The sequence below is a fragment of the Streptomyces sp. NEAU-W12 genome (genome assembly GCF_026242095.1).
In the GTDB taxonomy this organism is placed as follows: Bacteria; Actinomycetota; Actinomycetes; order Streptomycetales; family Streptomycetaceae; genus Streptomyces.
The window spans coordinates 240,245-263,155 of record NZ_JAPJDM010000003.1 but is presented as its reverse complement, the minus strand read 5'-3'; the positions used below and the strand labels follow the sequence as shown (position 1 = coordinate 263,155).

Annotated in this window: 14 protein-coding genes; 2 read left to right on the top strand and 12 right to left on the bottom strand. The window is 74.3% G+C overall.

The genetic code is table 11. The features are described from left to right. Window positions 1–294: 294 nt before the first annotated feature. Complete coding sequence (locus tag ORI94_RS05460; RefSeq protein ID WP_266072965.1) at window positions 295–2,520, bottom strand: MMPL family transporter; 2,226 nt, start codon at window positions 2,518–2,520, stop codon at window positions 295–297. Window positions 2,521–2,703: 183 nt separating this feature from the next. Between ORI94_RS05460 and ORI94_RS05455 the strand changes: the two genes are divergently transcribed. Next, window positions 2,704–4,626 carry an ABC1 kinase family protein gene (locus ORI94_RS05455; protein ID WP_266072963.1) on the top strand — a complete coding sequence of 641 codons (1,923 nt, stop codon included), beginning with the start codon at window positions 2,704–2,706 and terminating at the stop codon, window positions 4,624–4,626. Between the two features lie 618 nt (window positions 4,627–5,244). Here ORI94_RS05455 and cydC read toward each other — a convergent pair. The 8 genes from cydC to asnB all read right to left on the bottom strand — a co-directional run bounded on the left by cydC (window position 5,245) and on the right by asnB (window position 16,232). After that, window positions 5,245–6,987, bottom strand: coding sequence for a thiol reductant ABC exporter subunit CydC (gene cydC, locus ORI94_RS05450; protein WP_266072961.1), 1,743 nt, complete (start codon window positions 6,985–6,987; stop codon window positions 5,245–5,247). Next, window positions 6,984–8,918 (bottom strand): thiol reductant ABC exporter subunit CydD, encoded by a 1,935-nt coding sequence (cydD, locus tag ORI94_RS05445; protein WP_266072959.1) that lies wholly within the window; start codon window positions 8,916–8,918, stop codon window positions 6,984–6,986. The genes cydC and cydD overlap by 4 nt, the downstream gene beginning before the upstream one ends. Beyond that, entirely contained in the window at window positions 8,918–9,928 is a 1,011-nt protein-coding gene (locus tag ORI94_RS05440; RefSeq protein ID WP_266072957.1) for a cytochrome d ubiquinol oxidase subunit II, read from the bottom strand. The genes cydD and ORI94_RS05440 overlap by 1 nt, the downstream gene beginning before the upstream one ends. 39 nt (window positions 9,929–9,967) lie before the next feature. Then, the gene (locus tag ORI94_RS05435) at window positions 9,968–11,272 is read right to left on the bottom strand and encodes a cytochrome ubiquinol oxidase subunit I (protein WP_266072956.1); all 1,305 of its coding nucleotides are present in this window, start codon (window positions 11,270–11,272) and stop codon (window positions 9,968–9,970) included. 292 nt (window positions 11,273–11,564) lie between these two features. Next, window positions 11,565–12,533: a 2,3-diaminopropionate biosynthesis protein SbnA gene (gene sbnA / locus ORI94_RS05430; RefSeq protein WP_266072955.1), complete on the bottom strand. Its 969-nt coding sequence runs from the start codon at window positions 12,531–12,533 to the stop codon at window positions 11,565–11,567. After that, window positions 12,530–13,414, bottom strand: a complete 885-nt coding sequence (locus ORI94_RS05425) for a GNAT family N-acetyltransferase (RefSeq protein ID WP_266072953.1) — start codon at window positions 13,412–13,414, stop codon at window positions 12,530–12,532. The genes sbnA and ORI94_RS05425 overlap by 4 nt, the downstream gene beginning before the upstream one ends. 23 nt (window positions 13,415–13,437) lie before the next feature. Further along, complete coding sequence (locus ORI94_RS05420; protein ID WP_266072951.1) at window positions 13,438–14,379, bottom strand: DUF6410 domain-containing protein; 942 nt, start codon at window positions 14,377–14,379, stop codon at window positions 13,438–13,440. Then, window positions 14,376–16,232 (bottom strand): asparagine synthase (glutamine-hydrolyzing), encoded by a 1,857-nt coding sequence (asnB, locus tag ORI94_RS05415; protein WP_266072950.1) that lies wholly within the window; start codon window positions 16,230–16,232, stop codon window positions 14,376–14,378. Before asnB ends, ORI94_RS05420 begins: the two co-directional genes overlap by 4 nt. Window positions 16,233–16,383: 151 nt before the next feature. Between asnB and ORI94_RS05410 the strand changes: the two genes are divergently transcribed. Next, entirely contained in the window at window positions 16,384–18,123 is a 1,740-nt protein-coding gene (locus tag ORI94_RS05410; RefSeq protein WP_266072948.1) for an FAD-dependent oxidoreductase, read from the top strand. Window positions 18,124–18,194: 71 nt separating this feature from the next. Here the strand turns inward: ORI94_RS05410 and ORI94_RS05405 are convergent, their stop codons facing one another. From ORI94_RS05405 to ORI94_RS05395, 3 genes are read right to left on the bottom strand one after another with little or no spacing between them, the layout of a single operon-like run. Further along, window positions 18,195–19,760, bottom strand: coding sequence for a multicopper oxidase family protein (locus ORI94_RS05405; protein ID WP_266072946.1), 1,566 nt, complete (start codon window positions 19,758–19,760; stop codon window positions 18,195–18,197). A gap of 7 nt (window positions 19,761–19,767) precedes the next feature. Further along, the gene (locus ORI94_RS05400) at window positions 19,768–21,030 is read right to left on the bottom strand and encodes a M24 family metallopeptidase (RefSeq protein ID WP_266072944.1); all 1,263 of its coding nucleotides are present in this window, start codon (window positions 21,028–21,030) and stop codon (window positions 19,768–19,770) included. Then, the gene (locus tag ORI94_RS05395) at window positions 21,027–22,862 is read right to left on the bottom strand and encodes an asparagine synthetase B family protein (protein WP_266072942.1); all 1,836 of its coding nucleotides are present in this window, start codon (window positions 22,860–22,862) and stop codon (window positions 21,027–21,029) included. The genes ORI94_RS05400 and ORI94_RS05395 overlap by 4 nt, the downstream gene beginning before the upstream one ends. Window positions 22,863–22,911 lie beyond the last annotated feature (49 nt).

Sequence of the window (22,911 nt, the reverse complement as noted above, 5' to 3'; positions counted from 1 at the left end):
AGTGCCGGGCGCCGCGGCTCAAAGGGCGGGCCGCGTCGCGGGCGGATGCGGTGAACGGGGGACGGCCACCGCCCGGCCCGGACGGAGGGCCCACGGATCCCGGCGCCGCCCGCCGCGCCGGGAGCCGTTCCCTCACCCCTTCAGAGAACCGCCTGCTCCTCGGGACGTACTCGCGCCCGGCTCGTGACCGGCGGGCGGTCCGAAGGAGGCCAGGAGGGAGGACCCGGAGGGCACACGGACGGACGCCGCGGGCGGGGCGCCCCGCCCGCGGCGTCACCACGGACATCATCGCTGTCAGTCGTGCTTCTCGATGTCCAGTCTCGGCATCCGGCGGTCCAGTCCCGCCGGGATCCACCAGGCGTGCCGCCCCATCAGCTGGAGCGCGGCGGGGACGATCAGGCAGCGGATGACGACCGCGTCGACGAAGACCGCGACGACCATCCCGAACCCGAACTGCTGGAGCATCCGGTCGCCGCCGAGCATGAACGCGCCGAAGACGGCGATCATGATGGCGCCGGCCGCGGTGACGACCGAACCGGTGTGCGCGAGGCCCTCGCGGACGGCGGCGTTCGCGTCGCCGCCGCGCAGCCACTCCTCACGGATGCGGGAGATCAGGAAGATCTCGTAGTCCATGGAGAGCCCGAACACGATCGCGAAGATCATGACCGGCAGATACGCCTCGATCGGTCCCGGCTCCACGCCGAACAGGCCCTTCTGGAAGACCAGCGTCATGGCGCCCAGTGCGGCCCCGATGCTCAGCAGGTTGAGCAGGGCGGCCTTCAGCGGCACCAGCAGGGAACGGAACAACGCGACCAGGATCAGCAGCGACAGGCCCACCACGATGGCGACGAACAGCGGCATGCGGTCGGCGACCGTGTCGGAGTAGTCGATGACCGCGGTGGTGGCGCCGCCCACCAGGTAGCGGGTGCCGGTCTCCTCGCTCAGGTCCACCAGGACGTCGTCGCGCAGGGTGTGCACCAGCTCGCCGGTGCGTTCGTCCTGCGGGGAGGTCTCCGGGAAGGCGATGACGGTGAACGCCTTGCCGTCCCCGGCGGGGATCGGGTCCGTGGCGGCGGCGATGCCGGGGGTGTCGTCGAGGACCCGGGTGAGATCCGCACCGGCCTCCCCCGGGTCCTCGCCGGCGGTCTTCGTCTCGGCGACCACGACGAGCGGGCCGTTGAAGCCGGGGCCGAAGCCGTCGGCGAGCAGGTCGTAGGCCTTGCGGCTGGTGCTCGCCGGCGGCTCGTTGCCCGCGTCGCCGAGGCCGAGCCGCAGGTCGAGCGCGGGGGCGGCGAGCGCGCCCAGCGCGGCCACGGCCAGCACCAGGGCGGCCAGCGGGCGGCGCTGCACCAGGTCCGACCAGCGGCGCCAGCCGGCCCCGCTCTCCGCCGCCCTGCCCTTCGCGGCACGCTTCTTCGCCCTCGCCCGGAACTGCCGGGCGAAACGCCTGCCGAACAGGGCGAGCAGAGCGGGCAGCAGGGTCAGTGAGGCGAGCATGGTCACCAGGACGGTGAGCGCGACGGCGACCGCCATGCCCTGCAGCGAGCCGAGTCCGAGGGCGACCAGTCCGAGCAGCGCCACGATGACGGTGCACCCGGCGAAGACCACCGTGCGGCCCGCGAGGTCCAGGGCCCGCCGGTTCGCCTCCTCGGGGCTCGCGCCGCGGACGAGTTCGGTCCGGTAGCGGGCGAAGATCAGCAGCGCGTAGTCGATACCGACGCCGAGACCGACGAGCATCATGACGTACGGCGTGTAGCTGGCGATCGTGAAGACGTGCGAGAGCAGGATGATCGCGCCGAGGGTGCTCCCGACCGCGAACACGGCGGTGATGACGGGCAGTCCGGCCGCTATGACGGTGCCGAACATGAAACCGAGGATCACCAGTGCGGCGAGCATGCCGACGCCTTCGGCGCCGCCGCCCTCCGATTCGGCGAGGACCCGCGCGGCCTCGCCGCCGAGTTCGACCGTGAGGCCTCCGGAGCCGTCCGACGCGGACGCGGCGGACGACTGGGCCGACCGGGCGGTGTCGAGGATGCGCCGGGTGTTCTCGGTGGTCATGTCCTCGGACCTGACCTCGAGGACGACGGTGGCGTAGCCGACGGTGCCGTCCCTCGACACGGCCTGCCGGTCCTCGTACGGGCTGCGCACCTGGGCGACCTCGGGCAGGCCGGCCACCTCGTCGAGCATGGCCGTGACCCGCTCGCGGGTGTCGGCGCCGGTCACGCCCCGCTCGTCGTGCAGCACGATGTCGAGAGTGTCGCCGGCCTGCGCGGAACCGTGCTCCTTCATGGTCTCCAGCGCCTGCTGGGTCTCGGTGCCGGGCAGCGAGAAGTCGTCCCGGTAGGCGTCGCCGGTGACGGTCGCGCCGCCCCAGACGGCGAACAGGACGACGACCCACAGCAACAGGGCGGTCCACCGGTGCCGTTGGGCGAATCCGGCGGCGCGTTCCAGGAGGGAACGGCGGGGTGGGGGTGGCGGCGGGGTGGGGGTGTCGCCCCGGACCGGAGTTGTGGTCACCATGCTCTCCTTGCTGAGACAGTGCGACCAGTGGTGTCACAACGTCATCGAGGGCGGCTTGAGCCGCTGTCGACCGGGCCGTCAGCGGTCCCGCTCGAGTCCGGTTCGAGAGGACTCGAGCGGGACTCGAGGAGTCCTCGAGCGCAACTCCCTTTCCTGTGAGGTGAGTTCACTACCATGGACGGTATGTGGCTTATAGGGGTTCTGGGGGCTTTCACCGTCGTCGTCCTTCCGGCGCTGATCGCCCGGAGGCTGCTCGGCATGGAGACCGGCGGTCTGCGGCTGGTGGCCGCCGCGCTGGTCGGTGCCACGGTGTCCGGGACGCTGGTCGGCACCCAGCTGCAGAATCCGGAGCGCGGTCCGGCCCTGCTGCCGCTGATGCTCGGGATCGGGCTGCTCGGCGCCATGGTGTGCCTCGTCCTGCTCGATCTGCTGGCGCCGGAGCGCCGCGTCCGGTTGCTCGCCCGGATCCGGGCGGTACGGGGACGGCTGGCCCGCACCCGCCGCTACTCCGAGATCCTCGCCGTCGTCGGCCGGCACGGCCTCGGCCCGTACCTCACCGGCCGGGCCAGGAACACCGGCGGCACCCGGCACGAGCACCTGGCCGCCGAACTGCGCGAGGCGCTGCAGGCCGGCGGCACCACGTTCGTGAAGCTGGGTCAGCTGATGTCCACCCGGCGCGATCTGCTGCCCGAGCCGTACGTCGTCGAACTCAGCCGGCTCCAGGACCGGGTCCCGCCCGCCCCGTGGCCGAAGGTGGAGGCCGTCCTGCTGGAGAGCCTCGGCGCGCCCCCGCAGGAGGTGTTCGCCGAGTTCGACCCCGAACCGCTCGCCGCGGCCTCGGTCGCCCAGGTGCACGCGGCGGTGCTGCACGACGGCACCCGCGTCATCGTGAAGGTGCGGCGGCCCGGTATCGACGCGGCCGTGGACCGCGACCTGGACATCGTGGGGCGGCTGGCCCGCACCCTGGAGCAGCGCACCGACTGGGGCCGTTCGCTGGGCCTCACCGCTCTCGCCGACGGCTTCGCGGTGGCGCTGCGCGAGGAACTGGACTTCCGGGTGGAGGCCCGCAACCTCACCACGGTCCGCCGGGCCGCCGAAACCCGCCACGACGGCGGCGTCACACTTCCCGTCACCTGGGACGAGCTGAGCGGCGAACGGGTTCTGGTGATGACCCGGATCGACGGCGTGCCGCTCGGACGGGCGCGGCCGGACAGCCCCGAGCACGGCGCGAAGCTGGCGCGGACGCTGCTCACCGCGCTCCTGGACCAGATCATGTACGACGGTGTCTTCCACGCCGACCCGCACCCCGGCAACATCCTGCTGATGCCCGACGGGAGCCCGGCCCTGCTCGACTTCGGCTCGGTGGGGCGGCTGGACGGCGGGCTGCGCTCGGCGATGGTCGGGCTGTTCCTCGCCGTGGACCGCGGCGACCCGGCCGCGCTGCGCGATGCCCTGCTGGAGGTGACCGAGCGGCCGGAGGACGTGGACGAGCAGCGGCTCCAGCGGGCGCTCGGCCAGTTCAGCGGGCGGCACCTGGGGCGGGGGGCGACGCCCGACGTGCAGATGTTCACCGACCTGTTCCGGCTGGTCGCCGACTTCCGGCTGGCCGTTCCGCCGGAGATCGCGGCCGTGTTCCGGGCGCTGGCCACCCTGGAGGGCACCCTGGGGCGGGTGTCGGCGGGCTTCGACATCCTGGCCGCCTCACGGTCGTACGCGCAGGCCCGGTTCACCCGGCAGCTGGAGCCCGAGACCGTACGGGACGCCGCGCGCGACGAGTTGCTGGCGCTGCTGCCGGTGCTGCGCCGGCTCCCCCGCCGCCTCGACCGGATCACCGGCGCGCTGGAGGAGGGCCGGCTCGGCGTGAACGTGCGCCTGCTCGCGGATGCGCGGGACCGCCGGGTGATCGGTGAACTGCTGAGCCGGGTCCTGCTGGCCGGCCTGGGGATCTTCTTCGGGGTGCTCGGGGTGCAGCTGCTGGGCACGGAGGGCGGCCCGGAGGTCACGGCCGCCCTGAGCCTGTACGCGGTGATCGGCTCCCACCTGCTGGTCCTGTCCGCCGCGGTGGTGCTCCGCACGGTGTACGCCCTGACGCGGCCGCTGTCCTGACGGTCCGGGCACGAGGACCGACCGGAGGTACCCACCGGCGGCAAGCGGCGGGCCAGGGTGACGGGCCGGGCACGAGGACCGGCCGGAGGTACCCGCGGGCGGCGAGCGGCGGGCCGGGGTGACGGGCCGGGGTGACGGGCCGGAGTGACGGGCCGGAGTGACGGGCCGGGCACGAGGACCGACCGGAGGTACCCACCGGCGGCGGGCAGCGGGCGACGAGCGGCGAGCCAGGGCGACGGGCGGCGGGCCAGGGCGACGGCCGGGCCGAGGACCGGCCGGAGGCACCCGCGGGCGGCGGGTACCAGCCGGGGGTGGGCCGGGCGCGAGGACCGGCCGGAGGTGCTCAGGCGGGCCGTACCGGTCATCCGGTGAGCAGCACCCCTGTGTCACCACGGGCGCCGGTGCGCGGCGTGTCCGCGCACGGTGCCGGGGGCACCCGGTCCGGCACGTACCGCGTGCGCCGTACCCCGGAGCGACGGAGGAAGCACGCCGCCGGCACGGCCTCGGCGGGCTCGTCCTCCCGGTGGGCCGTGCCTGCGCGTACGGCACCGCCCCGGCGACGGCCCGGAGCACGGCTCCCGGCCGGCCGGGGCGTGTACGGGGAGCCGGCCTGCCGCGTCAGCCCGGGTGGGGTCCGGCGGGGGCGAGCGTGTCCTGGGTGTCCGGGGCCGGGGTGAGGACGGCGCGGGGGGTGCCGCGGCGGACGACGCGGCCGGCGTCCATGACGAGGATCTCGTCGACGGCCTCCAGGCCTACGGTGCGGTGGGTGACCAGGACCAGGGACGTGCCGCGGGTGGCGGTGAGGACATCGGCCAGGACGGCGTCGGCGGACGCGGGGTCCAGGCCCTCGGTCGGTTCGTCGAGCAGCAGCACGGGCGGCGCGGCCAGCAGTGCCCTGGCCAGGACCAGCCGGCGGCGCTGACCGCCCGACAGCCTGCCCCCGTCCGAGCCGACGACGGTGTCCAGCTGCCGGGGCAGGGAGAGCACCCAGGAGAGCAGGCCGGCCCGGCGCAGCGCCTCGTGCAGTTCGGCGTCGGTGGCGCCGGGGCGGGCGGGCAGCAGGTTGTGGCGTACGGAGGTGTGGAAGACGTGCGCGTCCTGGAGGGCTCCGCTGACCGTCCGGCGCAGGGCCGCTTCGGGAAAGCGGGTCAGGTCCTCGCCGTCGAGGAGGAGGTGGCCCCGGTGCGGCAGGGCGAAGCGGGCGATCGCGGCGAGCAGCGTCGACTTTCCGGCGCCGCTCGGGCCGACGACGGCCACCCGGCGTCCGGGCGGGAGTTCCAGGTTCACCCCGCGCACCGCGAACGGCCCGTCGGGGCGGTGGCGCACGTACAGGTTCCGTACGGACAGATGGGGGCCGGTTCCGGCAGCGGCAGCGTGCGCACCGTCCGTGCCGTCCGTTGCGACGGCATCGGCCGCGGGACGCGCGGGCGTGTGCAGCAGGGCGTGGACGCGGCGGGCGCTCTCCGGGAGGGCCGTGAGGTGCTGGGCGGCGGCCGGCAGCGGGGTCAGCGGCTCGAAGGAGGCGAGGGCCAGCAGGGGAAGGGTCACCGTCCAGACGCCGGAGGCGGAGTGCGCGCAGACCAGGGCGACCGCGACGGCCGTGCCGCCCTGGACGACCGTCAGGGCCGCCGCGGCCAGCGCGGACTGCAGGGCCGCGCCCCGGTCGTGGGCACGCAGCCGGCGGGCGGTGGCGGCGGCCCGGGCGCTCGCCCGGTCCGCCGCGCCGAAGATCCGCAGATCCGCGGCGCCGTCCATCAGGTCGACGGCCTGCTGGGTCAGTTGGGCACGGAGCGCGGCCACCCGTCGGGCCGCGCGGGCCGAGGCGGCGGCGGTGAGGGCGGGCAGCAGCAGTCCCCCGGCCGCCAGGCCGACGGCCAGGACCAGCGCGGCCCGCGGGGAGACCAGTGCCGCGCAGACCACCGCCGCGACCGACACGGCCGCCGCGGACAGCGCGGGCAGCGCCACCCGCAGCAGCGCGTCCTGGACCAGGTCGACATCGGCGACCAGCCGGGAGGCGGCGTCCGCGTCCCGTACGGTGCGGGCGTCCTCGCCGGCCGGCCGGCGGGCCAGCGCACCGAAGACCCGGCCGCGCAGTCCCGCCACCGCCCGCAGGGCCGCGTCGTGCCCGGCCAGCCGCTCCCCGTACCGGAAGAGCCCGCGGGTCACGGCCAGCGCCCGCACCGCGACGACGGCCACCGACAGCACGCCCATCGGGGGCTGCTCGGCGGCGCGGGCGATGAGCCAGGCGGCCAGCGTCAGCAGGGTCACGCCGGCCAGGTCGGCGGCGAGCGCGAGAAGGGCGGCGGGGAGCAGCCCGCGGTGCGCCCCCGCCGTACGCAGTACCGAGAACAGCGCTCTCACCGGACCGTCACCTCGCACGCGTGTACCGCCCCGTCGCGCACCTCCAGCCTGCGGTCGGCGCCGTCGAGGAGCCCGGCCCGGTGGGCGACGACCAGGACGGTACGGCCGGCCATCAGCCGTTCGCTGCCGGCGAGGACCGCCCGTTCGCTGCCGGCGTCGAGACCGGCCGTGGGTTCGTCGAGCAGGACGAGGGGCGCCTCACGCAGGAACGCCCGTGCGAGCGCGACGCGTTGCCGCTGCCCGGCGGAGATTCCGGTGCCGCGGGCGCCGAGCCGGGTCGCGTAGCCGTCGGGCAGCGCGGTGACGAAGTCGTGGGCCGCTGCGGCGCGGGCGGCGCGCACGACGTCCTCGTCGGCGGCGTCCGGGGCTCCGAGCCGGATGTTGTCGGCGACGCTGCCGTCGAAGAGGTACGGCCGCTGGGGCACCCAGGCGACGGTCCGCAGCCATGCCTTCGGGTCGAGCGATCCGAGGTCGTGTCCGCCGACCAGGATCCGGCCCCCCTCCGGGCGGACCAGCCCGAGCAGCAGGGCGAGCAGCGTGGACTTCCCCGCGCCGCTGGGTCCGGTCAGGGCGACCCGCTCCCCCGGTTCGACGGTGAACGACACGTCGTGGAGCACGGGTTCGGGGCGGCCGGGCAGGCGGACGGTGACGTTCTCGAAGCGGATGCGCGGGGGGCGGCCGGAGGCGGGGCCGGGCGCGCTTCCGGGCGCGCTTCCGGGCGCGGCGGACGCCGCGCCCCTCCCCGGCCCCGTCTCCGTCCCCTCGTCCAGCAGCCCGAACGCCTCCCGTGCCGTCGTCGTGCCCTCCGTACCGGCGTGGAACTGGCTGCCCAGCGCACGCAGCGGCAGGTACGCCTCCGGGGCGAGCAGCAGCACCGTCAGCGCGGTCGTCAGGTCGAGGGAGCCGTGGAGCAGGCGCAGGCCCACCGGGACGGCGATGAGGGCGAGGGACAGGGTGGCCACGGTGTCCAGCACCAGGGTGGACAGGAAGGTGATGCGCAGGGTGCGCAGGGTGGCCCTGCGGTGGGTGTCCGCGACCTCGGCGACGATGCCCTCCTGGGCGTCGGCCCGGCCGAAGGTGCGCAGGGTCGGCAGTCCGCGCAGGGCGTCCAGGAAGTGGCCGCCGAGGTGGGCGAGCGCCGCCCACTGGCGGGCGGTGGCGTCCCGGGTGTGCAGGCCGACCAGGGCGCCGAAGACCGGGATGAGGGGCAGTGTGACCAGCAGGATCGTCGCGGCGAGCGGATCGTGCAGCAGCATCGCCACGAGCACGGCGGGCGGGACGAGCGCGGCCACCAGCATCTGCGGCAGATAGCCGACGAGGTACGGGTCGAGGGCGTCCAGGCCACGGGTGAGCAGGGTGCTGATCTCCCCGGTGCGGCGGTCCTGGGCGTCGTAGGCGTTGCGGCGGACGGCGGCCCCGAGCAGGCCGGTGCGCAGTTCCAGCTTGATCCCGGAGGCGGCCCGCTGCGCGGCGGCGGCCCGCACCCACCCGGCGAGGCCCCGCGCGGCGACCGCGGCCGCGACCCAGGTGACGGCGGTGGCGGTGGGGCCGTGCCCGGTGAACACCTCGCCGAGCAGCCGGGCCAGGGCGAGGGCCTGGCCCACGGTGCCTGCCGCGCCGAGCAGGACGGCGGCCGTCACCAGGACCGCCGTCGTCCGGGTCCGCGGGGTCAGCGCGAGCAGCCGCCGCCGCACCACCCGGTCGGACAGGGCCCCTCGGCCGGCCGGGGACCGGCGGTCCGCCGAGACCTCGCGGCCGCCCGACGCGTCCCGGCCGCCCGCACCGGAGGCATCCCGGTCACCCGGAGCCCCCCGGTCTCCGGAGGGACCCCGGTCGCCCGGGTCCGTGGGCCGGTCGTCAGGTGACCGGTCCTCCGGTTCGGGCGACCGGGCGCCGGGCGTCCCGTCGGCCGCGCCCTGCCGGCGGGACATCAGAAGTACGCCGGGGATCGGTCGTCCGCCTTGGCGCGGTGGGCCCACCACTGCATCGCCTGGAAGGCCAGCAGCACCGGCAGGACCAGCAGCACCACGGGTCCGACGACGCCGAGGGTCGACGGGTCGGCGGCGGCCTCGGCGACCGAGACGTTCTCACCGGCACCGGCACTGCTCACCAGGGCCTGCGGGAAGTGCGCGGCGCCCAGCAGCAGCACCGGCGACAGCGCGGCGAAGCCGCTGACGAGCAGGGCCTTCCAGCCGGCGGACGCGATGATCCGGGGAGCCAGGAGCACGGCGGCCAGGGCGGCCAGGAACAGCAGGGCGGTGGGCAGGGGGTTGAGCAGACCGTCGCGTACGGTGCCGTCGGCGACGGCCACCAGCGCCGTCAGGACGGCGAGGCCGGCCGCGGCGGGCGCCAGCCGGCGGGCGAGGCCGGCGGCCCGTCCGGCGACGCCTCCCTCGGTGCGCACCGCGAGGAACACGGCCGCGTGCAGGGCGAAGACGGCGACGGCGGTCAGCGCGGACAGGATCGCCACCGGCTGCAGCAGCACCGCGGCGTCGATGGGGAGATGACCGTCCCGCACCGGGATCGCGCCGATCAGCACGCCGCCGAGGAGCCCCCACATCAGGGCGAGCGTCAGGCAGGCGGACCGGACCAGGGAGTCCCAGCGGCGCAGGGAACGCTCGCCGGAGCCCCGGCGGCGGAACTGCGTCGCGGCCTCCCGCACCAGCAGCGCGGCGACGGCGCACACGATCACCGGGTACACCCCGCTGATCACGCCGGACTCCAGGCCGGGGAAGCCGCCGAGGGTGATGCCGGCCGCGGCGACCAGCCAGACCTCGTTGCCGAGGAAGAACGGTCCGGTGGCCGCGGCGACCGTGCGCCGTTCGGCGTCGTCACGGGCGAGCCGCCCGCCGATGATCCCGGTGCCGAGGGTGATGCCGTCCAGGGCCAGGTAGCCCGCCAGGAAGAGCCCTAGCAGCGCGTACCAGATGTTGTGCCACACGTTGAACTCCCGGTGTGCAGAGGGCGCTGTGGAGAGCCGTCAGAAGGTCGGGGGCGAGGAGGCGGCCGGGACCGGGTCGCCGGCCTGCCGGGGCAGGTCCGCGAGGGTGTCCTCGGACTTCTCGCCGGGGGCGCGGCCGAGGTGCGAGCCGTCCGGGCCGCGCCGGGCGAACCGCAGGAGCAGGGCCCAGTCCACGACCAGCAGGCCGATGACGAGGGCGCCGAAGACGAGCAGCGAGGTCAGCACGGTGCCGAAGCCGAGCCCCGGGGTGACGGCGTCCTCCGTCTTCAGCACGCCGTAGACCGCCCAGGGCTGGCGTCCCACCTCGCGGAAGATCCAGCCGGAGACGTTCGAGACGTACGGCAGGACGAGGGCGGCGGTGAGCAGCCACAGCAGCACCTTGCGGCGGATCAGGTTGCGCCTGATCATGAACAGCCCGCCGATCACGGCGATCAGCATCATGAACAGCGCTGGGATGATCATGACGAATTCGGCGGTCTGGCTGAACCCCGGCGGGAAGTAGTTCCCGGGTCCGAACTTCTCCGTGAAGGTCTCCACCAGGGCCTGGGCCCGCTCGGACCGTTCACCGTACTTGGTGGGGGTCTGCCGCACGGAGTTGTCGATCTGCCAGCCGCCCAGCGCGGCCGTGGCCAGGACGAGCACCGGGGCCGCCGGCAGGGCCAGCTTCATCGAGGACCAGAAGAACTCGTCGTGGCCGGTGCGGCGGCGCAGGTGCCAGGCGCTGACGGCGATGATGAAGAAGGACCCGGTGACCACCGCGGCGGCGAGGATGTGGGCGGACGCGGACAGCGCGTTGGGGTTGGTGAGCAGGGCGGTGAAGTCGGTGAGGCGGACCGTGCCGTCCTTCGTCTCGTAGCCCACCGGGTGGTTGAGGAAGCCGTTGGCGGTGAGGACGAAGAAGACCGAGGCGTACGCGGTGAGCGCCACCAGCCACAGCAGGACCGTGTGCAGGGTGCGCCCCATCCGGTTCCAGCCGAAGATCCACAGGCCGAGCAGGGTGGATTCGGCGAAGAACGCCACGAGGGTCTCGATGGCCAGCGGCGCGCCGAAGACGTTGCCGACGAAGTGGGTCAGCCCGCTCCAGGTGAGGCCGAACTGGAACTCCATCACGATGCCGGTGCCGATGCCCATGGCGTAGTTGATGACGTAGAGCTGGCCCCAGAAGCGGGTCTGCCGGCGATGGGTTTCCTTTCCGGTGGCCGCCCAGCGCGTCTGCATCACCACCAGGTAGGTGACGAGACCGAGCGTCAGCGCGACGAACAGGTAGTGGGCGATGGCGGTGATGGCGAACTGGAGCCGTGCGAGTACGAGCACGTCTTCCACGATGGTTCCCCTCGGTCGGCCGTGAAGCCGTCGGTCGTGTGGTGGCTTGCGTGGTGTTGCGGGTGGATGGGCGGCCTTCCCACTTCAGCCGGAGCCGGTGGAGTGCGGCTCGCGGCGTGGTGGAGTCGTGGTGGAGTCCGGCTCGAGCGGGCGGGCCGCAGTCCTGGTTCGCGGTGGGCGGGAGTGTCCCGGCTCCCCCGCGGCCGTCCCCTGCTCCGGGACGGCCGGGGGTGCGCGTCGGGCACCCCCGGTGCGGGGCCCGACGTTCCTGAGTGGGTGTCGGGAACGGTCGTCAGGAGTGGCTGGAGTAGGCGAGTTCGTCGTGCTCGATCGCCATCTCGTCGGTGTAGACGAGGTCGAGGTAGCGCTCCCCCCGGTCGGCCAGCAGCGTCAGTACGCGGCTGGGGCGCGGGAGGTCGGGCAGCAGGGTGTCGATGGCGGCGACCACCGAGCCGGAGGAGCCCCCGGCGAAGATGGCCTCCTGGCGCAGCAGCCGGTGGCAGCCGCGGACGGCGGCGGCGTCGTCGATGTGCACCACCCGGTCGATCTCGGCCGGGGTGAGCAGTTCGGGTACCCGGCTCGAACCGACGCCGGGCAGCATCCGCGGGCCCGGCGGCGTGCCGAAGATGACCGAGCCGACGGCGTCGACCGCGACCACCTGCAGGGCCGGCCAGACGCGGCGCAGTCCGCGGGCGAGGCCGTGCAGGGTGCCGGTGGTGCTGACGGCGGCGACCAGGACGTCGACGGGGTCGGGGCAGTCCGCGATGACCTCGCGGGCGGTGGTGACCGCGTGGGTCTCCCAGTTGAGGTGGTTGGCGTACTGGTTGATCCAGACGGCGTCCGGGTCCTCGGTCAGCAGGTCCTGCACCCGGGCCAGCCGGGTGTGCAGGTAGCCGCCCGCGGAGTCGGGTTCGCGGACCATCTCGATCTCGGCGCCGAACTGGCGCAGGATCCGCAGGTTGGTCCGGGAGGCGTTGGGATCGACGACGGCGGTGAACCGCAGTCCGTGCCGTACGGCCACCATGGCGAGCGCCACCCCGAAGTTGCCGGAGGTGCTCTCGACGATGTGGGTGCCGGGACGGATCATGCCGTCGCCGATGCCGCGTTCCACGATGTAGCGGGCGGAGCGGTCCTTGACGCTGCCGCCGGGGTTGAGCATCTCGAGTTTGGCGAGGACCTCGATGTCCCGCTGCGGGAAGAGCCGGCCGAGCCGGACGAGCGGGGTGTTGCCGACGCAGTCGGTGATGGAGTCGTGGATCACGCCGGCTCCCGTCGAGCGGTGGGGGTGTCGTGCGGGCGGGCGCCGAACAGGGCGCGGCACCCGTCGAGTCCGTGGAGGGTGGTGGGTACGTCGGCGGCGGGGCCCGGTTCCCACTGGGCGCGGGTCATGCGCCAGCGGGTGAGGACCACGGGCTCGCCCTTGCGTTCCTGGATCTCGATGCCGTCCTGCCGGTAGCCGAGCTTCTTGTTGACGGCGAGGGCGGCGGCGCCGTCCTCGAACACGGCGGAGGTGGCGTACCGGGCGCCCAGCCCCTCGAAGGCGAGGCGGAGGGCCGCGGCGCGCATCTCGGTGCCGATGCCCCGACCCTGGTGGCCGCGGGCCAGCCAGCTCTCGGTGGCGATCTCGCCCAGCGTGGGAAACCTCCTGGCCTGGAGGCCCTGGACGCCGACGGGCCGGCCGTCGAGGAACACGGCGAGGCCGAGGTTCCAGTAGTCGGGACGGCTCAGTGCGAGCCCTTTCCACAGGTACTGCAGGACGCGGCCGGCGACGACCTGGGGCAGTGCGTTGCTCCAGCCGCCCTGGAACGGGGCCGCGTCGGGGGCGTGGATGCCCTGGTCGGCGACGAGTTCCGCGAGGGCGCGCAGGTCGCTCTCGTCGGGGACGCGCAGCTCCAGCCCGGGGGTGGTGAGCCGGAGCCGGAACTGGGGCGCCCAGACCGCGAGTGCGGCGCGCTCGCGGCCGGGGGCGGTCGCCGGACCGGGTGTCGGTGCGGGGTGCGCGCCGTGGTCCTGAGCCTGGTCCGGGCCGGTGCCCGGTGCCCGGCCCGCGCCGCGGCGGGGCACTCGTCCCGGTGCGCGGTCGGGTGCGTGGTCCGGTGCGCCCGGTGTGGTCCGGGTGCTTTCAGCGGTGTTCTCTGCCATGGGGGAATGCTCCGCAGACGGTCTCAACGGGTGGTGGAAGACGTCTCGACGTGCGGGCGGGCGGTGACCGGGAGTCCCGGCACGGCGGTCCCGGGGGCCGGGGCCCCGGTGGCGGGGACGCGCGCGTCGCGGTGACCGCCCGGAGCGAGCCGGAGGGCCCCGGTCACCAGGCCGGTCAGGATGACGACCGGCCACAGCACGTCGGGCAGGGCGCCGACGGCGCCGCCCAGACCGAGCAGCACGAACGCGCCCGCCCTCAGCCGGCGCAGCCGTGCCGGTCCGGGCGCCGGCACGGCGAGCAGCACACCGGCGGTCACCAGTGCCCCGCAGGCCGCCGGGTCGAGCACGCCGAGCGCGTCGAAGGCGTCGCCGGACCCGCCGCGTACGGCGGCCAGCGGCGGGACCACCCAGAACCAGGCGAGACCGGCCGCGGCGAGCCACCCGGCCGTCCGCTCGGGGGCGGCGTGCCACGGGCGCCGCATACCGCGTTCGGCGAGGTCGACGGCGTTGAACGGGCCGTACAGCACGGGGCGCCGGCCCAGCAGCAGCGCGGGCGGGGCGGCCAGCTCGATGCCTCCGTATCCGGTGATCCCGGCGGTGAGGACGGAGAGCTCGACGTAGAGGGCGACGCCCAGGGCCGGCGCGTCCGGCAGCACGCCGATCGGGTAGAGCAGCATCGGCAGCAGGAGCAGGGCGCCGCCGGGCCACCCGGCCAGGCCGTGACGGGCGCCCCGGGTGAGCAGCGGCCGGAGCAGGAGCAGCAGACCGGTGTACCCGGCGGCCAGGGCGACGGCCGTGGCGGCCGCCGCGAGGAGGGCGCCGCCGCCGTGGTCGGGGGCCTTGGTGGTCAGCAGGTGCGTCAGGGCCGCCCCGCCGGCCGCCACGCGCACCGCCCGCCCGACGGGCCCGGCGTCCCGCCCGAGGACGGGAGCCCGGCGCACTCCCGGGGTGCGGGCCGGACTCACAGCTCCACCCTCACGCCGTAGCGGCGCAGCCAGTCGTTCAGGCCGAGCAGCATCTCGACGTTGGCCCGGGCCACCCAGGCCCGCATCCCGCTGTCCAGGACGGACGGGTCGTCGATGAGGGCGCGGACGCCGGCGGTGTCGGCGAGCGGGGCGGCCGGTGCGGACGGGTCGGCGAGCAGGGCCGCCATGCCGTCGCACAGGGCGTGGCCGTAGGCGGGGTCCTGGGTGACCGGGTAGGGGCTCTTGGCGCGGTTGACGACGTCGTCGGGAAGCAGGTCGGCGACGGCGGCGCGCAGCAGGGACTTCTCCCGGCCGTCGAAACTCTTCATCGACCACGGCACGTTGTAGGCGTAACTGACCAGGCGCCAGTCGCAGAACGGCATCCGGGTGCCGAGTCCGGCCGCGGCCCCGAGCGACTCGTCGTGGGAGAGCAGGGTCTCCAGCCAGCGGGTGAGGTGGAAGTAGGTGATCTCCCGCATCCGCAGGTTCTGGCCGCTCTCGCCGTCCAGGCGGGGCACCTGGGCCATGCTGGTGGCGTAGGCGTCGGCGCAGTAGCCGCCCAGGTCCAGCTTGCCGAGCAGGTCGGGGGCGAGCAGGTCGCCGCCCAGGCCGTGCCTGCCGCCGCCGAAGCGGGCCATGGCCACCCAGGGCAGGGTGGGGGCCTCGACGAGTTCCTTGTTGTGCACCCAGGCGAAGCCGCCGAAGACGGCGTCCGCGATCTCGCCGAGCAGGACGGAGCCGACGTGCTCGCGCACCGCCCGGCACAGCAGGTGCAGCGAGGTGTTCATGTTGCCGAGCGGGCTGGGCACGTCCTTGGCGCGCAGGACGGCGGCCCGCACCCCCGGGTCGATGATGTCGGAGGTGTCCAGCACCAGGTCGGTGTGCTCGGTGCCCAGGTGCCGGACGACGGACCGCACGAACGGGGCGTCGGGGCTGCCCCAGATCTCGTCCTGCTTGAACTCCTCGGCGGAGCCGAAGGAGACGGTGAAGGTGCGGACGGTGCCGCCGCCGCGCTGGGCGAGTGCCTGGTGGGCGAGGGCGGTGACGGCGCTGGAGTCGATGCCGCCGGACAGCAGGATGCCGGGGACGGCGCCGGTGCCGAGGCTGCGGCGCACCGAGTTGCCGAGCAGGTCCCGGACCCGGGCGATGGTCTGCTCCTGGTCGTCGGTGTGCTCCTGGGCGGTCAGCTCCCAGTAGCGGTACGCCGTCCTTCGGCCACCGCGCGCCAGTCGCAGGACGTGGCCGGGCTCGACCTGGGCGAAGCCCTTGAGGATGCCGTGTCCAGAGGTGCCGGCGTAGGAGAACAGCTCGCGCAGGCCGTCGGCGTCGATGACCGGTTCCACGGCGGGGTGGGCGAGGATCGCCTTGCGTTCGGAGCCGAACAGCACGCCGGAGGGCAGCGGGTAGTAGTAGAGGGGCTGGTTGCCGAGCCGGTCGCGGGCGAGCACCAGTTCCTGGTCGCGCTCGGACCAGATGGCGACGGCGAAGGCGCCGTCGAGGTGTTCGGCGAACCGCTCGCCCCAGCGCAGGTAGGCGCGGCCGACGAGTTCCGCCTGGGTGGTGGGGCGGCCGGTGACGCCGAGGTCCGAGCGCAGTGCGTCCGTGTCGTACAGCACACCGGTGACGGCGGCGGCCAGGACCGTACGCCCGGCCTCCTCGAACACCCAGGGCTGGCGGGGGGCTCCGGTGCCGTCCTCGTCGGACCACCGGGTGCCGACGGCGGCGTGCTCGGCGAGCCACAGCCGCTCGCCGTCGGGGCCGCGCTGGGCGAGCGCGGCGGTCATGGCGAGCAGCGTGGGCCGCTCGCGTCGCAGATCCCGCTCGTGATCGATCCATCCTGTGATTCCGGACACGGCGTGGGCTCCTCTCGATGGGGAGCCACAGGCTGGCCGGGGCACCTCAAGTTTCCCTGGACGGCCTCTCCAGCGGCCCTGCGGACGATGCCGCGCGGACCGGATCCTCGGACACGGGGTCCGGGCACCGGTACCGGAAGGGAGAGTGGCCGTGGGCAAGGAGCCCGAGGAACTTCAGGAGCGGCCCGGGAGGGCGGCGGACGTGGGGACGGACGCGGCGGATCCCGTCGATGCGGTGGAGGTGAGCGACGCGGCGGACGCGACCGACGTGCTGATCGTGGGCGGCGGGATCACCGGACTGAGCTGTGCGCTGTTCCTGCGCCACCACGGGGTGCGCTGCGTGCTGGTGGAGCGGCACGCGTCGACCTCGGTCCATCCCCGGGCGTGGGGGTGGTACCCGCGGACGCTGGAGCTGCTGCGGTCCGTCGGGGTGGAGGGGACGGTCCTAAAGGCCGCCGCCGGGTACGCGGAGCACCGGCGCCAGGCGACCGTGGAGTCGCTGACGGGGCGCGAGGTGAAGGCGGTCATGCTGCCCGCGCCCGGTGACCTGGGCGGCGTCACGCCGTCCCGGCAGATCTCGCTGGGCCAGGACCGGATGGAGCCGATCGTCCGCGAGGCGGCGGACCGCGCCGGGGCGGTGCTGCGCTTCGGCAGTGAACTGACCTCCTTCTCCCGGCCAACGGGCCCCGCCGGGCCGGTCGTCGCGACGGTCGAGGACCGGGACACCGGCGCCGAGCGGCGGGTGCGGGCCCGCTGGCTGGTCGCGGCGGACGGCGGGCGCAGCCCCGTACGGGAGACGCTGGGGATCCGGCGCGTGGGCCGGGGCACGCTCCAGCACCAGGTGAGCATCCTGTTCCGCGCGGATCTCACGGGCCCGCTGGCCGGCCGCCGGTTCTCCATCTGCCAGATCGAGAACGACGAGCTGAGGGGCGCCGTCCTGGGCCACGACGACACGCTGCGGCGCGGCACCCTCATCCTCCAGTACCGCCCCGAACGGGGCGAGACGCCCGAGGACTTCACGACCGAGCGGTCCGTGGCACTGGTGCGCTCGGCCGTCGGCGACCCGGACCTCGACGTGGACGTCGTCGGCGTCCTGCCGTGGGAGCTGGCCGCCCTGTCCGCCGAGCGGTTCCGGGACGGGTCGGTGTTCCTGGTCGGGGACGCCGCGCACGTCGTGCCGCCGATCGGCGGCTACGGCGCCAACACCGGCATCCACGACGCGCACAACCTGGCCTGGAAGCTGGCGTCGGTGCTGCGCGGCGAGGCGGGTGAGGGGCTGCTCGACAGCTACGACGCGGAGCGCAGGCCGGTCGCGGAGGCGACCCTCGAACAGGCCCGGCTGCGGCTGCTGGTGCGGTCCGGGCGGGCCGACGGGGAACAGCGCCGGGCCACCGCGGACGTGCTCGCGGTGATGCTCGGGCACACCTACCCGTCGGCCGCGGAGCCGGGGGCGCGGCTGCCCCGGTTCCGGGACCCGGCGGAGCTGGCCGGCGAGCCCGGGACCCGCGCCCCGCACGTGCCGGTGCTGCTGCGCGACGGCGGCCGGGAGGCTCCCGGTTCGCTGCTGGACGTGTACGGCGGCGACCCTGCACCGGTGCTGGTGCACGGCGGCGGGACCACCGGCGACGACGAGCCGGTGTGGGCCCGCGCCGCCGCCCAGGCCGCGCGGCGGGCCGGGGTGCGGCTGCGTACCGCCGGGTTCGGGGCCGGGCTGCGGGATCTGTCGGAGCGGGGCTGGCACGAGCGGTACGGGGTGCGGGCGGACGGTGCCGTGCTGGTGCGCCCCGACGGCTTCGTCGCCTGGCGGTCGGCCGGTGTCCCCGCGGACGCGGCCGGTGCCCTGGCCGGTGCCCTGCGCCGCGCCCTGGCGCGGGAGGAGGAGCCCGCCTGACCGCACGCGGGCAGGGGGAAGGGCCGCCGTCCACGGGGGACGGCGGCCCTTTCCCGTACGGTGTAGGGCTCCTACGTCACGGTGAAGTTGGCCATCATCGCCATGTCCTCGTGTTCGAGGTTGTGGCAGTGGAAGACGAACTTGCCGGTGTGGTCGTCGAAGCGGACGAGGAGGCTGAGCTTCTCGTTGGGCACCATGCGCGCGGTGTCCTTCAGACCGGCGTCCTCGGGGTTGACGTTGGTGGAGCCGCCGCGCTTGTACACCTGGAACGGTGACAGGTGCAGATGGATGGGGTGGTGGGTGGTGGAGGTGAACTCCCAGATCTCGACCTCGCCGCGTTTGACGTCGGCCCAGCTGCGGTCGGTGCTGAACGGATGGCCGTTGATCTTGTAGACCCAGTGGCCGTCCTCGCGGTTGCGGCCGAGGGTGAAGGAGCGGGTGCGCACCGCCCTGGCCGGGTCGAGCCGTTCGACGGTGGAGAGGCGGGACGGTACGGAGGTGTTGTCGGTGATCTTCTCCCCCACGACGAACTGCATGATCTCCGAGGTGGAGCCGTCGCCGAGGCTGTTCTTCATGGTGATCTTCGTGCCGGGCTTGTACTTCCCGAAGTCGACGACGACGTCGAAGCGTTCACCGGGGACCATGTAGAGGGAGTCCGTCTCCTGCGGTGCGGCGAGGAGTCCGCCGTCGCTGCCGACGAGGGTGAAGGGCTCGCCGGAGTCCGGTTCGGGATCCAGTCTGACGCGGTAGCGGCGGGCGTTGGAGGCGTTCACCAGCCGCAGCCGGTAGCGGGCGCCCCTGACCTCGAGGCGCGGCCAGGGCACGCCGTTGACGAGGAGGACGTCGCCCTCCATGCCGTTGTGGGCGTCGCCGGTGACCCCGGGGGTGGTCTTCAGGGTGGGGTCGATCGACGGGTAGGCCAGGGACCCGTCGGACTCGAAGGCCCGGTCCATGATCATCACGGGGAGGTCGCGGTCGCCCTTGGGCAGCGGCAGCGCGTCCTCCTCGTCGTCGTGCACGAGGTAGAGGCCGGCCAGTCCGCGCCAGACCTGCGGGCCGGTGAAGTCCATCCGGTGGTCGTGGTACCAGAGCGTGGCGGCCCGCTGGGCGTTCGGGTACGTGTAGGACCGGGTCCCCTCGGCGGTCACGCCCTCCATCGCCAGGCCCGAGTGGTGCCGGTGCGCGGCGGCCTTCCAGCCCGAGGTGGGCAGGAGGAGGTCGGTGGGGTAACCGTCGCTCGCGGCGGGCGTCTTGCCGCCGTGCAGGTGGGTGACGATCGGCACGGGCAGGTCGTTGGTGGTCCTGACGACCGCCGTGCGGCCCTTGCGGACGCGGAAGGTGGGACCCGGGAAAACGCCGTTGTAGCCGAATATCTCGGTCCGCACACCGGGCAGGATCTCCACGGTGGCGGTGTGCGCCCGCACGTCGAAGTAGTCCGTCGTGCCCTCCGAGGAGGTCGGCCTGATGACCGGGGGCACCTTGAAGGGGAGGCTGAAGCGGCCGGGCAGCGGTACGTCACCGGACTGGACGGCCCCGTCCCCGCCACCGGCGCTGTCGCAGCCGGTCGCGAGGGGCAGGAGAAGCCCGGCGGAGGTGAGGCCGGCGGCACCCAGGAAATGGCGTCGGGAGAGAGTCATGGGTTTCCTAGTCGATGACGATGAGCGAACGGTCCAGCGTGGTCAGGAGCCGGTTGCCGTCGGAGGTGACGACGAAGGGGTCCTCCACATGGACGCCGCCCAGCCCGAACTCGTAGTAGGGAGTTTCGGAATTGACCACAGTTCCGTCTTCGATGACATCTTTGTTGCCAGGTGTGATCAGTACGGGTTCGTAGATCTCCGCGCCGATGCCGTGCCCGACGTGGTGCCGGCGGTAGTGCGGCACTCCGGCGGCCCGGACCGCCTCGACCGTGCGGTCGAACAGCTCGCCACCCGTCATCCCGGGTTCGGCGCTCTCCAGCGCGGCCTGTTCGCCGGCCAGCATCGCCGCGTACACCGCGGCCAGCCGGGGCGCGGGGGCGCCGAAGCTGGCGGTGCGCGCGATGTCGGACCAGTAGCCCCGCCAGGTGCAGCCCGCGTCGAACCAGATGGAGTCGCCGCGGCGCAGCGGGGTGCCGCCCGGCCGGGTCTGGCCCAGGACACCCTCCCGGCCGAACTTGATCAGGGTGAACCGGGACCGGCCGCCCTCCCGGGCGACGGCGGTCTCGAACTCCCGCACCATGTCCCGCTCGGTGACGCCCTCGGCGGCGATGCCGAGGGCGGCCAGCACCCCGGCCTCGGCGATCGCGGCGGACCGGGCGATCCGGTCCAGCTCCCCCTCGCCCTTGACCTTGCGGACCTGCTGGAGCAGCGCGGCCGCCGGGCGCACCTCGGCGCCCGGCAGCGCCTCCCGGAGCCGGTCGGGGAAGCCGAGGGGCGCGGCGTTCTCGTCCACGCCGATCCGGGCCTTCGCGAGACCGGCGCCGGTGAGGATCCGCACCAGCGCGGCCAGGGCGTCCGCGCAGGGCGGGGCGTCCACGCCGATCTCCTTGAACCGCTCCTCGCGGGCGGTGAGTTCCAGGCCCTCGGGCAGCACCCGGTGGAAGGTGCCGTAGGCTACGACGCCGCCGAGCGCGGTGGTGGCGTCCAGGAACTGGTCCACGTCGCCGCGCGAGCTGGCGAAGTACGGGGCGTCGGGGCGCTCCCGGGTCACCACGGCCAGGGCGCGGCTGCTGTAGGGGTGGTTCTGGCCGCCGACACTGGAGATGCCGGTCAGGTACAGGACGTTCTCCGCCGAGGTGGCGACCAGCGCGTCGAGCCCCGCCTCGTCGAGGTGCCGGGCCAGGCGCCGGGAGCGCGGGCCGGCGCCGGACGCGTCCCCGGCGGTCGCGGCACCGGTCGCGCCGCGGGGGGTCCCGTCGCCGGCCGTCACAGCGCGAGCCTGACGCGGTAGTGGTCCAGCCACATGTTCAGCTGGAGCATCAGTTCCACGTCGGCGCGGGCCATACGGTCCTTGGTGAGCCGTTCCAGGCTCGCGGCGACCGCGCCGGCCGCCTCCAGGTCCATGATCTGCCGCACCGGGGCCGCCGGGTCCGCCAGCACGGCCTTCATCGCCCGCTGCAGGCCCGCCGGGTAGTCGGGGTGGTGGGAGACCGGGGAGGCGCTGCGGTGCCGGTTCAGCACCGACTCGGGCAGCAGGTCGGCGACGGCCGCGCGCAGGATTCCCTTCTCGATTCCCCGCCGGTTGTGCATCTCGTTGGGGATGTTGTACGCGTACTGCACCAGTTCGGGGTGGTTGATCGGGGTGCGCAGCTGGAGTCCGGCCGCCGAGTAGGAGCCGGCGTCGATGCCGAACCGGGTGTTCATGAGGTAGGCGACGCGCCGCATGTGACGCTGCCACTCGTCCTCCTCGGGCAGGTACTCCACCTCGGCGACCCCGGTCGCGTACACGTCCCGGTAGTACGCCGGGAAGTCGAGGGCCGCGAGCGCGTCGGCGTTGAACAGGCCGGTGCCGAAGCCGTTGGCCGCGCCGTGCTTCTGCGCGAGCGCCACCCACGGGAAGGTGCCGGACAGCACCAGGTCGCGGTGGGTGAACCAGGTGGCGCCCTGGAAGTACTTGTCGCCGCCGTACCCGGCGAAGACCACCTTGCAGCCCTCCTGCGCGGCGCGCTGCACCGTCAGGTACTGGGCGGTGTCCATGTCGTACTGGCGGGTGGGGAAGTCCTTCGACTTCAGCATGCCGGCCCGGACCAGCGGGTCGAGGATGTCGCCGGTCTCCAGCTCGACCGTGGTGTGGTCGGCGCCGATGTGCGCGGCGACCTCTTCGGCGAAGGGCGTGTCGTGCGTGCTGCGCATGACGTCGGCGCGGAACTCGCTGCTGCGGAACTCGATGGTGAAGGAGCGCAGGCTGCCGCTCTGCGACCGGGCCAGCGCGTCGGCGGCCAGGCCCGCCACGGCGGAGGAGTCGGCGCCGCCGGAGAGCATCACCAGCAGCTGGGAGGGGTCCTCGGTCAGGTTGTCCTCGACACTGCGGGCCAGGATGTCGCGGACCTTCGCGACGGTCGTGTCGTAGTCGTCGGTGTGCGGCTGGGTGCTGATGCCCCAGTACTTGGTGCGCTTGAGGCCGTCGCGGCCCCAGCGGGCGATCTCGGCGGCGCCGACGCGGTCGAAGCCGGAGAAGATGCCGCCGTGCGGCAGCGCCTGGGACACGGCCTCGCGCAGACCGGCCGCGTCGACCACCGGGTCCACCTCGGGGTGGGCGAGCAGTACCTTGCGTTCGGAGCCGAACACCATGCCGGTGGCGGTGCGGGTCCAGTACAGCGGCTGGCCGCCGAGGTGGTCGCGGGCGAGGACCATCTCCTCGGTGCGCCCGTCCCAGACGGCGACCGCCCACGCGCCGCCGAGGCGCGGCAGGAAGTCGGCGCCCCACTCGCGGTAGGCGTGCGCCACCAGCGCGGTGGGTCCGTCCGCCGCGGCCACCCGTACACCCGCGGCGGCGAGTTCGGAGCGCACCTGAGCGGTGCCGGTGGGCCAGCCGGTCACGCAGGCCACGATGTCGTGCCCGCCCGCCGGCAGTACGTACGGCTGCACGTCCCGCACGCCGTCGAGGTGCAGCAGCCGGGCGCCGAGCGCGGCGTGCTCACCGGTCCACACCGCTTCCCCGTCCGGCCCGCGCTGCGCCAGTGTGGAAGCCATCGCCGTGACGACCGGCCGATGCCTGCGCAGGTCCCTCTCGAAGTCGATCCAGCCAACCAGCCCGGACACGCCGTCACCTCACGTCCTACGTCTCACTGCGCCTGAAGGGTCACGGGCA